This is a genomic window from Limosilactobacillus gorillae, from assembly GCF_001293735.1.
Classification (GTDB): domain Bacteria; phylum Bacillota; class Bacilli; order Lactobacillales; family Lactobacillaceae; genus Limosilactobacillus; species Limosilactobacillus gorillae.
Map to the genome: position 1 here is coordinate 19,871 of NZ_BCAH01000010.1, position 13,769 is coordinate 33,639.

Consider the following 13,769-nt stretch of genomic DNA (forward strand, 5'->3'; position numbering starts at 1 on the left):
TTGTTTAATTGTGCTCATTGTAACACGATCTAAATATAACAAAAGTAATTAGAAGGGAGCTTAAGGAATTTTGAAGAAAGCATTCTCATATTATTAAAAAGAGCGCCCCGACGTTGAAAAAGCATATCGTCAGGGCGCTGCACGGTTAATTATTTGAATTTCGTAATAATAGGGAGGCAATTCCAGCAATTAAGGCGGCGATGACCAAGCCTAAGAAAGCCGCGTCATATGAGCCACTGAGTTGGACAATCCACCCAATCAGAAGGGGACCGACAAAGCCCCCTAGCTGCCCACCAAAGTTGATGATCCCAATTTGAGACCCATACGTTTTTTGGGAGAAGAGCTGGGAAGCATAGGAGAAGATCCCGGTGAAGGCCAGTGACTTCACGAAGTAGGTGGCCATCTGAAAGGTCACCAGCCAGGCGATACTCGTGCACTTATAGAGGCCATACATGGTCAAAACGGTTAAGAATGAGGCTATAATGATCATCAGCCGTTCGTGATTCTTAAAGACATGCACCATTACGAGGCCAGAAATTAAGGCGGCAATTCCTCCCGCAATTGTTGGCAGGGGCACTAACCAGGCTAAATTAGCTAGGTTAATGTGGCGGGCAGTTAGAAAATAGACTGGCATCCAGGTTTCAAGCCCTTTGGTGATGATGTTCAAGGCCAGGCCGATTACCACGAAGGCCCAGACACGCGGGTCAATTTCCTTCCAATTAATTTGCGGACGCGTTTGCAACGTCACTTGGTGTGCTCCGTGCTGTTTGAAGAACAGGTAGATCACCATCAAGACAATCCCAAACGTCCCTAACCAGATAAACGAGGAACGCCATCCCGTAGCGGCAATAATTGGGACAATAATTACCGGTGCTAAGGCGGCCCCAGCATAATTAGAAGAAATTAAAGCGGCTGTCAGCTGGGGACGCTTGCTTTCTGGAAAGTCTTGAGCAACTTGCTTCATGGCTGCTGAGGGATAAGGACCTTCTGCCACGCCGAAAAGGAAACGAATTACTAGTAAAGCTGCTAAAGACCAGGCGAAGCCAGTAAAGACGGTCATAATTGACCAGAGGGCTAAAGTAACGATAACCACCTTGTAGGAGCTGAAGCGGTCAGTAAGCCAGCCACCGGGAATTTGCATCAGGGTATAACCCAAGAAGAAGGCCGAACTTGCGGCTCCCAAGGCAGCCGGACTAACTGCAAAGTCCTTGCCGATCGACGCCAGAGACAGGTTTAGGACCGTCCGATCGGCAAAAAGCAACATGTAGCCGAGGTACAAAATGACAAAGGAAGCTAATGCCTTAAGCCGAGGTGTATTATTTGAATTCATGGTTATTAGGTTTAATTCAACTTTCTTTAGTTATTAATTAGATGGTGCAAACAGCTCCTTGAGTCGGAACTTTTGGACCTTGCCACTTGCGTTTTTAGGAAGAACGGTAACTTGCCGGTACTCCCTTGGCACCTTATAGTGGGCCAAGTGTGAACGGCCAAATGCTTCCAGCTTGCGGAAGTCAACGGGAGAGTTGCTGACAACCACGGCAACCGGAACGGTTCCCCATTGGTGATCAGAACGCCCGATTACCGCAACATCGTTAATTTCTGGGTAGCGACGGAGGACATTTTCGACCTCGACGGGAAAGATGTTCTCGCCCCCGGAGATGATCATTTCATCTAGTCGTCCGTCGATGTACAGGAAGCCATCATCATCAAGGTGACCGATATCACCGGTCCGGTACCAGCCATCATCGAATTTGGCAGCAAATTTAGCGGGCTGGTTTAAGTACCCAGGAGTTAGGGCTGGGGTTTTGATCTCGATTTCGTTTTGGTTGCCAACTAACCTGAGTTGGGTGGTAAAGAGGGGCTTGCCGACTGACCCAATTCGATAGGGAGCCTCCTCGGTTGACAAGGCAACAAACTGTGAACAAGTCTCCGTCATCCCATAGCATTGAACCACCGGCAGACCACTTTGTTGGCAGGCAGTTAGCGTTAGGCGATCGATCGTTCCGCCGCCCAAAAGGATCAGCCGAAAAGACGGTGAATAGTGGCGATTACCTTCTTGCACGTCTTGAAGCATCTTCTTTAACATGTAAGGAACGACAGAGATGATGGTGATTGGCTCGGTTTCTAAGATATGATTGACCGTTGGAGCATCGAAATGGTTAACCAGGCGAACGCCCACCCCATAAATCAACCCCCGCATAATAATTGAGAAGCCCGAAATATGAAAGATCGGTGCCACGCATAGCCAGCGGTCATTAGGTAAGGTCCCCAGGTTCAAAGACGAGGAGATGGCTGAAGCCAGGTGGTTGCCGTAAGTTTGTAAGACTCCCTTAGGCTGGCCCGTCGTTCCAGAAGTGTACATGATGGAAGCTACGTCGGTTAGGTCAATAGTTTTTTTGAACTGACCTACCGGGGAATTTATTTTAGTTAGTTCTGAAAATAAGCACCGGTGACGGCCATGATAGTGGTTTGCCAGTTGATCATCAATGAGAATAAGATCTAACCCGGCATCATCAACCTGGCGGCTAAGCTCCTCAGGGGCTAAGCGCCAGTTTAACCAGACGATCGTCTTACCGGTCGCCATTATTGCCAGGGCAACTAGATAACCATCCATCGAATTAGTAGTCATGAGTCCGACCCGGGTTTTAACGGTTAAGCTCGTCAACTTTTCAGCCCGGCTTTTGACCGGCCTAATCAGTTGCTTAAAGGTATAATGGGTGATGCCGTCATCGACCGCTATCCGGTTGGGATTGAGGGCGGCCTGTTTTAAAAGCCAATTGATAGTTTCCATGGTTGAATCCTACGGAAACTTCGGGAAGCGGTCAAAGTCTGGTTCACGCTTTTGATTAAAAGCGTCACGCCCTTCTTTACCTTCGTCCGTCGTGTAGTAAAGCATCGTGGCATCACCAGCAAACTGCTGTAATCCGGCTAAACCGTCAGTGTCGGCGTTCATAGCAGCCTTGATGAAGCGTAGAGCGGTCGGGGACTTCTTCAAAATCTCATGACACCAGTCAAGAGTTACCGATTCAACTTTATCTAAGGGCGCCACCTTATTAACCCAATTCATCTGATAGGCTTCCTCGGCCGTGTAGAAGTGATTTAAGAACCAAACCTCCTTAGCCCGCTTGTGTCCAATTACCCGAGCCAGGTAACCAGATCCATAACCGGCATCAAAGGAACCAACTTTGGGTCCTGTTTGACCAAACATGGCGTTGTCAGCGGCGATTGTTAGATCACAAACTAGCTGCAAGACGTTGCCGCCTCCAACTGACCACCCCTTAACCATGGCAATGACCGGCTTAGGGATGATCCGAATCAAGTGCTGCAGGTCTAAGACATTCAAGCGTGCGATATGATCGGGGCCAACGTAGCCACCATTCCCCCGAACAGATTGATCACCACCAGAAGAAAAGGCCTTATCACCGGCACCAGTGAGAATAATCACACCAATTGTGCTATCATCACGACAGATGGAGAAGGCATCGATCATTTCGGCAACTGTCACCGGGGTGAAGGCATTATGCTTTTCCGGCCGGTTCATCGTGATTTTGGCGATCTTGTCATCGCGTTCAAAAATAATTTCGGAATACTGCTTTACTTGTGTCCAGTTAGCACTTGTCATAATAAACTCCCTTTCAAACATATTATATAGAGGTACAAACAAAATGAATCTATTGAAAAACCTAGGCATTCACCAGGATCTAGTCCAACGTGACCTGGTTAGACTCTCCATGAAGGTCGAAGCAAAGCACTTACAACCCTATGGAATTGTTCACGGGGGGATCAATACCGTTCTTGCCGAAACAGCGGCTTCCCTAGGGGCTAACGCTAACCTCACCTCCGCTCAGATTGCAGTCGGAGTTAATGTTACCACACAACACATTCAAGCGATACGCGAAGGGGTGATTTTGGCGGTTGCGACCCCTGACCATGTAGGGCAAAACCTCCAGACCTGGCAAGTCCGACTCACGGTTAACGGCCGCTTAACGGCAACGGCGGTAGTAACCCTGATTAACGTCGCCACGCCCGGGCCCCGGAAACATTAATCTACCTACCCATTGACTACTATAATAAGAAAGCGGGCGTTTTCCATTAGGGAAACGCCCGCTTTCTTATTTGTATATAATTATATTATGTAAATATATGAGATAATCGATCTAATTTACGTTCAAACTAAAAACACACTTCCTAGCAGAGGGAGTGTGTTTTTCTAGCTTATAAGAGCTTTTGAAGCTTTATCGCAATTGCTTCTGTAAGAATCATGTCAGTAAAGAAACCACCCCGGAGCGCCCCTAAAACAGCGGAGGCCTTGCTTCGCCGTTGAACTACCGCCATTCGGTGGGGGACACGAAGGATTTGTTCTAGTGGAAGGGAGAATGTTTTATCGTGCTCCTGATCAACTAAGAACTGACCATTAATATCATATGGGCGGCCAAAGGCCATTCCAGCAACTTGAGTCAAATCAACCCCAGGAAAAATTGCTTGCTTGCTTGAACGCCAAGCAGGGATTGAATTTATGGATTCAATGGTCCCCAATCCTGACAACAGCAAATCCATCTTACCGGCGGTTTGAAAGGCCTCCGTCATCGATGGTTCCTGGTAAAGGCCACTTCGAACCTGATCGTTGATGATATATAAGGGACCAGGAATGGTTGTATAGGCAACATCATAACTTGAGGCAGCTTTTTGAACCATTCGCATCGAGCCGGAAGATGAATTATACTTCATGTTTTCACCTAAGAACTGCGTAAAAGTAAGGTTATCAACTTCCTGGCGACTGAAGGCATCGAGAACGGCAAAAACGGCTTCGCCCCAGGTAAGGCCAACAATGTGGGACTGACTAATCAGTGCTTGAATTTGGTGGGCAGCGAAGCTAGCAAGGATTCCTTGACGTTTCGAGGGACTAGCCGGTTCACGAAGAATGTAGAGGTGCTTGATCGGAAAGATTTGGCTTAATTGTTTTTCTAACCTAGCGCTTCTAGCATAATCAGTGTGGATGTTAATATCCACAATTCCACGCGCCAAGGCTTCATCAAGGTATTTAGTAATTAAATAGCGACTTAGATCGTACTTTTTAGTGATGTCGCTGACGGGAAGCTTACTCAGGTAAAAATCCTGGGCAATACTTGCCAGTAGCAGTGCATGTTCTTTATCATCCATCTAAGAAACCTCCCGTTTAATTTTTTCTATTATAGCACAATGCCCACCCAATACGTTCTATTTTGTTTTAAATATTTAAAATATCACATTTATATTTGCAAAATTTTAAAAACGGTGTTAGTATCCAAATATCGAAAGGAGGCAAACAAAATGCCTGAAAATGAAAACGATGAAGTTTTTCGGCTTCACGGGGGCAAAGAGCAGGGAGTCTTGAGCATTTCTCCTCGCTTTGACGTTACAAACCGAACTGAACTCGGTGAGGCGTACACCCCTGGGGTGGCAGAGATTTCAAAGTTAATTGAGCATAATCCAGCTGCCAAGAAGAAGTACACGATAAGCGGTAAGCTGGTTGCCATGGTAACTGATGGTTCGGCCGTCTTAGGACTTGGTAATATCGGTCCGGCCGGTGGGTTACCGATTATCGAAGGGAAGGCGCTCCTGTACAAGGATTTAGCCGGAGTTGATGCGATTCCACTTACCCTGGATCAAGTTCCCGTTGATGACTTTGTTAAGACGCTAAAGACAATTGCTACTTCTTTTGCCGGTTTTCACCTTGAAGACATAGCAGCACCACGCTGTTTTGAAATCGAGGAAAAGCTCGCACAAGAGGTAGACATTCCCGTTTACCATGACGACCAAGAAGGGACCGCAATTGTTGTCTTAGCTGCTCTAATTAACGCTGCAAAGGTTGTCAACAAGAACTTGACCGATATGCACGTGCTACTGAATGGGGTTGGTGCTTCTGGGGTTGCAACTGCTCGGTTACTTCTGGAAGTCGGGATAAAGAATTTAACCCTTGTGGATATTGATGGCCCGGTGGCAAAAGATGACCAACGTTATAATCAGTACCAACGAGACGTTGCGGCTAAGAGTGCGGTTCAAGAGCACTTCGCATCCCTTGATGAAGCAATTGAGGGACAAGACGTATTTATCGGTTTGTCCGATGCTAACGTTTTATCAGCTGAACAAGTTAAACGGATGGCGGCGAACCCGATTATCTTTGCTTTAGCCAACCCAGTTCCGGAAATTGATCCGGCTGTTGCTAAAGAAGCCGGAGCTGCAGTGATCGCAACTGGTTCTAGTCAATACCCTAACCAAGTCAATAACATTCTGGCCTTCCCAGGTTTATTCCGTGGACTTTTAAAAACGAATATCAAAAAGGTTTCTTTTGAGCTTGAAGCAGCCATTGCCCGGGGATTAGCATCCCTTGTTGACCAACCAACGGCCGACAAGATTGTTCCTGGTGTCTTCGATAACGGAGTTGTTAACGCCGTTACCACTGCAGTTGTCGACTTCGCCAAGCAAAAGGATAGAAAAGATTAACAGGAAGTGAATTTACAATGGCTGTATTTTGGACATCAATTCAAAGTGTTTTGTCGATCATCATTATGATGGCGATCGGCTACATTTGTAAGGGAAGAGGATGGTTTGACGAAAGCTTTTCCAAAGCACTTTCCCAAATCATCATGAAGGTTGCCTTACCATGTAGCATCTTCATATCGATGCTGGATCGTTTTAAGATCTCCCAACTTAAGTCGTTATCCGTTGGACTTATTTATACAATTATTGCTTTTGCGATTGGTTTCGCCATTAGTTGGTTGATTGTGTCTGTCTTCCGAGTTCCAGCCAATCAACGTGGGCTGATGATAATCGGGATCAACGGAGCTAACACCGTATTTATTGGGTTACCTTTAAACATTGCACTGTTTGGGAATGTTTCCATTCCGTATCTCCTGGTTTATTATATTGTTAATACAATTGTAATTTGGACCTTTGGGGTCTGGATAATTGCTGCCTACGATCCAACGACCAAGGGTAAGGTTTCCATTGATTGGAAGCATTTCTTACCCGCACCACTGTGGGGGTTCATTGTTGCAATTCCGTTCTTAATTTGGATGCCGAACGCTTCAACCCAATTACCAACCTTTATCACCACCACTTTAACGGATATCGGCGCCTTAGTTACACCGTTATCATTAATTTACATTGGGATTATGTTGAAGGACTTTGGGATTAAGAGTGTTCACTTCGGTAAGAGTTTAAACCTTGCAATTTTTGGGCGCTTTATTATCTCACCAATCATTATGTTTGCCATCATTTACGTTGGTGCCCATGGAATTCACATTCACATGACTGACATGTTCTCAAAGACCTTGATTATTCAATCCGCTACACCAACATTTGCCGTCTTACCAATTTTGGCGGATCAATATCACAGTGATGTAAAGTTTGCAACCAGCCTGGTTGTCGCTACCTCATGCTTATTCGTTATCGTAGTGCCAATCATCATGGGACTCTTATCGTTATAGTAGGCAATAGCGCATGATTATCAATGAGTAAATTGTTGGAGGAGGGGTTCGCACAATGGAAGTCAAAGAAGTTGACGTCAAAAACCGTCGTTATCGCCATTTATGGCAACAGTTTTTAGAAAGTAATGGCATCACCGGTTTTTCAGCCGCTGACCTTGAAGCCATTGACACGACCAGCCTTTGGCTTGACGAAGAAGGCGAGGTAATTGCAACTGGTTCTCTTGCGGGGCATGTTCTCAAATACTTGGCGATCGATGAGAATCATCGTCAAGCTGGGACGACTTTCAACATTGTTGTCAGCCACCTAACTGAATTAGCGGCCCAGCGAGGACACTATCACCTGTTTGTTTTTACCAAACCAGAATATGAAGCAAGTTTTCAACACGTGGGTTTTCAATTACTTGCCCACACACCTCAGGCATCCCTGCTGGAAACTGGGATGCCAACGATCAAAGATTACCTTAACCAAATTAAACATTCTTCAACTGAAACTGGGACGATTTCGGCAATTGTAATGAACGCCAACCCCTTTACGAAGGGACATCGCTACCTAGTTGAACAGGCGTCACGGAACAGTGCCTTAGTTTACCTTTTCGTGGTTAGCAATGACGTCTCTCTATTTAAAACCACCGAGCGCAAGGAGCTGGTGGAAGCAGGGGTCAAGGATCTCTCAAACGTTGTTGTCGTTGACGGGGGAGATTATCAAATTAGTCCCGCCACTTTCCCTGCATACTTTTTAAAGTCTGACCAAGAAATTGGTGATTACCAAGCACACTTGGATGCTCAACTTTTTAAACAACAGATCGCCCCAGCACTTGGGATCACTGATCGATACGTTGGATCTGAGCCCCATTCTAAGACGACTGAAAACTACAACCAAGCGTTGGCCGAAGTTCTACCACCGACGGTAACCCTTCACGTCATTCCTCGCTGTCAAAGTAACAACGGGGATGTGATATCAGCAACCCGTATTCGTCAAGCTATCAAAGAGGGCCGGTTGGAAGATGTTAAATGCGACTTGCCAACCAGTACTTTCGCCTTTCTAAAGGCAAATTTACCCATTCTTCAAGCACGGTTAACCACACATCAACAGAAAGGATTTTAAAATGGAAATCAAAACTACCGCCATGGCGGGCACCCTGGAGTCATCCGATATCCAGATTACAATCAGTGCCGGTCAAGATGGCATTAATATTGACCTAGATTCATCCGTCGCTTCTCTTTATGGAGACCAAATCAAAAAGGTAATTACTGACACCCTGGTGGCAACAGGTATCACCAATGCCAACGTCAAAGCAATTGATAAGGGTGCGTTAGATTGTGTTGTAAAGGCCCGGGCCTTAGCTGCTGCCCAACGAGCTCTTGAAACTAGCGATCAACCAGCATGGGAGGTGTTCTAATAATGGAAGAACGTTTACGTCGAACAATGATGTTTGTGCCCGGAAATAATCCGGCGATGGTTAAGGATGCCGGAATTTACGGCGCCGATTCAATTATGTTTGACTTGGAAGACTCCGTTTCTCTTTCCCAAAAGGACGCTGCACGGGTCCTTGTTTACGAAGCATTGAAGAGTCAAGATTATGGCGATGCTGAACTTGTTGTTCGGGTCAACGGTGTTGATACCCCGTACTTCAAAAATGATGTTTTTGCCATGGTTAAGGCGGGCATTGATGTTGTTCGCTTACCGAAGGTTGAATCTGCTCAAATGATGCTTGACCTTGTCAAAGTGATCGAAGAAGCCGAAGCCAAGTTTGGCGTAACCGGCACGAAGGTCATGGCGGCGATTGAATCCGCTCGCGGGGTTGTAAAGGCCCTTGAAATTGCCGAATCAACTGACCGGATGATTGGGCTGGCACTTTCAGCTGAAGATTACACGACGGACATGAAGACGCACCGTTACCCAGACGGGGCAGAGCTTGAATTTGCTCGTAACATGATCCTACACGCTGCCCGGGCAGCCGGAATTGCTGCTTTCGACACCGTCTTCACCAACATGAATGACGTTGAAGGATTCAAGCGTGAAACTGAACACATCCACGAGCTGGGCTTTGATGGGAAGTCCCTCGTCAACCCACGTCAGATTGAATGGGTTAACGATGTTTACCAACCAACGAAAAAGGAAATTGAAAACGCCTTGGACGTTGAAGCTGCTATTGAAGAGGCCCACCGCAATGGTTCAGGGGTTATCTCAATGAACGGACAAATGGTTGACCGGCCAGTTGTTCTGCGTGCTCAACGGGTTCTGCGTTTAGCTAAGGCATCAAATTTGATCACTGAGGAGGGTGAATTCATTGAAGAATAGTTTAGGACGGGAACTTCCCGAAAATGAAATGAAGGAATTTAACTATCAACCCTACGAATCTACGGAAATTGGTAACCCAGTTATCAGCCGGGTTGCACCAAAGGTTCGGGTTTCCACTGGAGATGATAAGTTAGTATCATCTATTGATGAGGTTATCAAGGATTGCCTCAGTGATGGTATGACCATTTCATTCCACCACCACTTCCGTGAAGGGGACTTTGTCTTTAACATGGTGATGGATCGGATCATCAAGTTAGGTTACAAGGATTTGACGTTAGCTCCTTCTTCGTTGACCAACGTAATGAACGAAAAGGTAATCGAAGCCATCAAGGCCGGAACGGTTACTAACATTACAACTTCTGGGATGCGGGGAGAACTTGGGGAAGCCGTTTCTCACGGTCTCATGAAGAATCCAGTTATCTTCCGCTCACACGGGAACCGGGCTCGGTCGATCGAAAACGGTAATATCAAGATTGACGTGGCCTTCTTAGGGGTCCCGAATGCTGACCGTTTAGGCAATGCTAACGGGATGGAAGGTGAATCAGCCTTTGGTTCAATGGGTTACGCCATGATTGATGCCAAATACGCTAACAAGGTTGTCTTATTAACTGACACGATCGTTGACTACCCAAACACTCCTGCTTCAATTGAACAGACCCAGGTTGATTACGTGGTTAAGGTTGACCGAGTTGGTGACCCAGACCGAATCGGAAGCGGAGCTACGCGGTTCACTAAGGACCCTAAGGAATTGAAGATCGCTCGTATGGTTAATGACGTTATCACTCACTCACCATACTTTAAGCAGGACTTCTCCTTCCAAACCGGGACTGGTGGTGCTTCCTTAGCAGTTACGAAGTTCCTTGGTGAATCAATGAAGAAGGCCGGTATCACGGCTTCCTTCACCTGTGGTGGGACAACCTCGCCAATCGTTAACCTCTTGGAAGCCGGACTCGTTAAGAAGGTCATGGACGTTCAAGACTTTGATAAGGGTGCTGCTTCTTCAATGAAGAGTAACAAGAACCAAGCTGAAATTGATGCTTCATGGTACGCCGATCCGGAAAACAAGGGAGCCATGGTTGATCAATTGGATGTCTGCATCTTGTCTGCCCTTGAAATCGATACTGACTTTAACGTTAACGTTTTGACTGGTTCCAACGGTGAAATCCGGGGAGCCGTTGGTGGTCACCAAGATGCTGGGACCGCTAAGATGACCATTATTTCCGCACCTTTGACTCGTGGGCGGATCGCAACGGTAGTTCCAAAGGTTAACTCAGTAACAACGCCAGGTGCTTCAATTGACGTCTTGGTTACTGAAGTGGGAATTGCCATTAACCCTGCTCGGAAGGACCTAGTTGAAGCCTTCAGTAAGGTTCCTAGCTTGCCAATTGTTTCAATTGAAGAATTGCAAGAACGTGCCGAAAAGACAGTTGGCCAACCTGCTCCGGTTGAATACACGGATCGCGTAGTCGGCCTGGTTGAATACCGTGACGGTAGCCTAATCGACGCTATCAAGCAAATTAAGGATTAATTCATTCACCAAAGAGCCAGTTCGTTAGGACTGGCCCTTTGTAATACATAAAATAAAAAAAGGGGTAAAACACATGGAGAGTAAGGTATTTGACGGACCACAACAAGATATTCCCGCCGTCTTAGCCAACCGAGATCGGCGCGCGAAAGTTCAAGCAAACCTGTTGCAAGAGAACCCGCATCAAGTGGTGGTCACCTGTAAGTTAAATATTCCCGGTCCTGTGAAGAACAGCAAGGCAATTCGGTCCTTTTTTGAGCGGGGGACGCAAAGATTAGAGGATCAATGGATGAAAACCGGACAAAGCTTTGAGCTTCAGACATCGCGGTTAGAATCCTCAACGGGACCAGAAAGTTTCTACCTATTATATGGGAATGGAACTGACGTAAAGCGGGGGACTGTTTCATTTGAAGAAGCAACGCCCTTCAATCGGCTCTTTGATCTTGATGTCTTGATTAATGATCACGGTGAACCCCACTCCCTTTCCCGGGGTGAATTTAACCTGCCAGTTCGAACTTGCTTAATCTGTGGTCGACCAGCAAAAGAGTGCGGGCGTTCACGCCGTCATAGTGTCGAGGAACTCCAAGCGCAGGTAGCAGACTTGATTGAACAAGGTCATCAACAGGCAGGTCGCCAACAGCATGCTAAACAATTAGCCGATTTGGCAGTCGAAGCCATGCTAAGCGAAGTTGTTACCTGGCCAAAGCCTGGTCTAGTCGATCCTGTTGAGCACAAGGCTCACCCAGACATGGATGTCTTTACCTTCATTAAGAGTTCGACTAGCTTGCGCCCTTATTTCTATAAGTCTGCCATGGTCGGTCTTAACTTTCCACTTGGTCAGCCCTGGCCAAAACTATTCAATCAACTTCGCCAACTGGGCCAAGCCGCAGAGGTAACAATGTTTGCCGCTACCAATGGGGTGAATACCCATAAGGGAACCATTTTTTCATTGGGAATTTTGACCGGGGCTCTTGGTGCCTTGATGAAGGAGGGCCGGGAAATTAACCAAGAAAATATCCAGCAGATCGTCCAGGCAATGCTAGTGAACCTACTGACGACTGATCTCAACGACCTACGTAAGGGCCAGGACCTAACGGCCGGGGAACAGCAATACCTTGCCTATGGTCAGACCGGAATCCGCGGGGAAGCAGCCAGTGGCTTCCCGACCGTCTTTAACTTTGGGCTTCCTGCCTTACTCAATAGTAATCTTACTTCCCAAAACGACCAGCAGCTGGACGCCTTTTTATGTCTCGCCCGTCACACAGCGGATTCAACGTTGATTAAGCGAGCTGGAGACCCGGCAATTCTTGACTGGAAGAACCAACAGTTGGATCAATTCTTTGAATTAGGTGGTTTGACTACGTCGACGGGAAGAGATTTCTTAAAACAGCTTGAGCAAGTCTTTTCCAAACGCCATCTCAGTTTGGGTGGAGCAGCCGATCTATTGATCATCACCATCTTCTTAAAGTTGGTAATGAAAGCGGGGGACCCTAATGAACCTAATAACTGATGATGGAATCAAATTAAACTACCAGCAAGCGGGAACGGGGCAGTCCTTAATCTTTATTCACGGTTTTGGCGGCTACCAGCAGGTATGGACCCGACAATTAGAGTACTTCTCTAGCAAAGGCTACCATGTTGTTGCTTATGACCAACGTAATCACGGTGCTTCCCAATTTGACCCAAACTTAGCGAGCATCCACCGTCTTAGCAAGGACCTCAAGGAACTTTTGGAACTAACGACGATTAAGAAACCGGTACTGATTGGTCACTCGATGGGAGCCAGTGTCATTTATGATTTTTTAACCCAATATCCAGCGTTTGACCTTGCTGGGGCGATAGCTGTCGATCAAAGTCCCTACCTGATTAACACACCGAGTTGGCCCTATGGTTTTATGAAGGTTACCCGGGCCAATTATGTCCAAGGGTTGATGGCACCGGAGCGTTCAGAAACCCTCAACGGGATTGATCGTCACGTTTTTGACATGCTCAGTGTCGTCAAGCGACAGTTTCCATTTGACCGAGATGCAAATCGAAAGCTACTCGCCGATGTAGCCCGTCACGATTTTCGTAAGACCTTGGCTACCACTACCGTTCCAACCCTACTAATTACTGCCAACCAGAGTCCCTTTTATCGTTCCTCCTATGCGATGGTGGCAAAAGACAATCCCGCTGTGGAACACGTTTCAATTGATCAAAGTGGCCACGTAATAATGGCAGAGCAGGTAGATAAATTTAATCAGGTCGTTGAAAACTTCCTAGCGAAACTTAACTAAACTTACAAGAGACCCTGACAAAGTTGTCAGGGTCTCTTTTTTGTTAGAAGCACATTTCAACAAATTATATTATGTAAATAAATCAAACCACACAACTCGCCATTAACTTCACTTTTAGATTTAGTGCCTCAGCGATAATGAAACGTACGAGTACCCGTTAACTACGTTTAAATTTTGTCTGAGAGCGAATTTGTCTT

13 protein-coding genes are annotated in these 13,769 nt (G+C 46.5%); 9 read left to right on the plus strand and 4 right to left on the minus strand.

Translation table 11 applies throughout. The annotated features are described in order from the left end of the window. Positions 1-145: 145 nt before the first annotated feature. The 3 genes from AOQ57_RS01700 to menB are packed head-to-tail and all read right to left on the minus strand — an operon-like array spanning position 146 to position 3,622. Positions 146-1,330 carry an MFS transporter gene (locus AOQ57_RS01700; RefSeq protein ID WP_093624594.1) on the minus strand — a complete coding sequence of 395 codons (1,185 nt, stop codon included), beginning with the start codon at positions 1,328-1,330 and terminating at the stop codon, positions 146-148. A gap of 33 nt (positions 1,331-1,363) precedes the next feature. Beyond that, complete coding sequence (locus AOQ57_RS01705) at positions 1,364-2,791, minus strand: o-succinylbenzoate--CoA ligase (protein ID WP_093624596.1); 1,428 nt, start codon at positions 2,789-2,791, stop codon at positions 1,364-1,366. Between the two features lie 9 nt (positions 2,792-2,800). Next, positions 2,801-3,622, minus strand: a complete 822-nt coding sequence (gene menB / locus AOQ57_RS01710; protein ID WP_093624599.1) for a 1,4-dihydroxy-2-naphthoyl-CoA synthase — start codon at positions 3,620-3,622, stop codon at positions 2,801-2,803. Between the two features lie 43 nt (positions 3,623-3,665). Here menB and AOQ57_RS01715 point away from each other — a divergent pair, with 43 nt between their 5' ends. Then, positions 3,666-4,046 (plus strand): PaaI family thioesterase, encoded by a 381-nt coding sequence (locus tag AOQ57_RS01715; RefSeq protein ID WP_093624601.1) that lies wholly within the window; start codon positions 3,666-3,668, stop codon positions 4,044-4,046. 169 nt (positions 4,047-4,215) lie between these two features. Here the strand turns inward: AOQ57_RS01715 and AOQ57_RS01720 are convergent, their stop codons facing one another. Next, complete coding sequence (locus tag AOQ57_RS01720; protein WP_093624603.1) at positions 4,216-5,160, minus strand: sugar-binding transcriptional regulator; 945 nt, start codon at positions 5,158-5,160, stop codon at positions 4,216-4,218. A 150-nt stretch (positions 5,161-5,310) separates the two neighbouring features. Here AOQ57_RS01720 and AOQ57_RS01725 point away from each other — a divergent pair, with 150 nt between their 5' ends. From AOQ57_RS01725 to AOQ57_RS01760, 8 genes are all read left to right on the plus strand, one after another. Continuing rightward, a complete protein-coding gene (locus tag AOQ57_RS01725; RefSeq protein ID WP_093624605.1) occupies positions 5,311-6,483 on the plus strand; it encodes an NAD(P)-dependent malic enzyme in 1,173 nt (390 codons plus the stop codon). 17 nt (positions 6,484-6,500) lie between these two features. Further along, positions 6,501-7,469 (plus strand): AEC family transporter, encoded by a 969-nt coding sequence (locus AOQ57_RS01730; protein ID WP_093624607.1) that lies wholly within the window; start codon positions 6,501-6,503, stop codon positions 7,467-7,469. 55 nt (positions 7,470-7,524) lie between these two features. Then, complete coding sequence (gene citC / locus AOQ57_RS01735; RefSeq protein WP_093624609.1) at positions 7,525-8,574, plus strand: [citrate (pro-3S)-lyase] ligase; 1,050 nt, start codon at positions 7,525-7,527, stop codon at positions 8,572-8,574. A 1-nt stretch (position 8,575) separates the two neighbouring features. Beyond that, the gene (citD, locus tag AOQ57_RS01740; RefSeq protein WP_093624611.1) at positions 8,576-8,869 is read left to right on the plus strand and encodes a citrate lyase acyl carrier protein; all 294 of its coding nucleotides are present in this window, start codon (positions 8,576-8,578) and stop codon (positions 8,867-8,869) included. Positions 8,870-8,871: 2 nt separating this feature from the next. Further along, positions 8,872-9,771, plus strand: coding sequence for a citrate (pro-3S)-lyase subunit beta (gene citE / locus AOQ57_RS01745; protein ID WP_093624613.1), 900 nt, complete (start codon positions 8,872-8,874; stop codon positions 9,769-9,771). Continuing rightward, positions 9,761-11,299: a citrate lyase subunit alpha gene (gene citF / locus AOQ57_RS01750; RefSeq protein ID WP_093624615.1), complete on the plus strand. Its 1,539-nt coding sequence runs from the start codon at positions 9,761-9,763 to the stop codon at positions 11,297-11,299. Before citE ends, citF begins: the two co-directional genes overlap by 11 nt. 73 nt (positions 11,300-11,372) lie before the next feature. After that, a complete protein-coding gene (gene citG, locus AOQ57_RS01755) occupies positions 11,373-12,806 on the plus strand; it encodes a triphosphoribosyl-dephospho-CoA synthase CitG (protein ID WP_093624617.1) in 1,434 nt (477 codons plus the stop codon). Further along, the gene (locus AOQ57_RS01760) at positions 12,790-13,572 is read left to right on the plus strand and encodes an alpha/beta fold hydrolase (protein WP_093624619.1); all 783 of its coding nucleotides are present in this window, start codon (positions 12,790-12,792) and stop codon (positions 13,570-13,572) included. Before citG ends, AOQ57_RS01760 begins: the two co-directional genes overlap by 17 nt. Positions 13,573-13,769 lie beyond the last annotated feature (197 nt).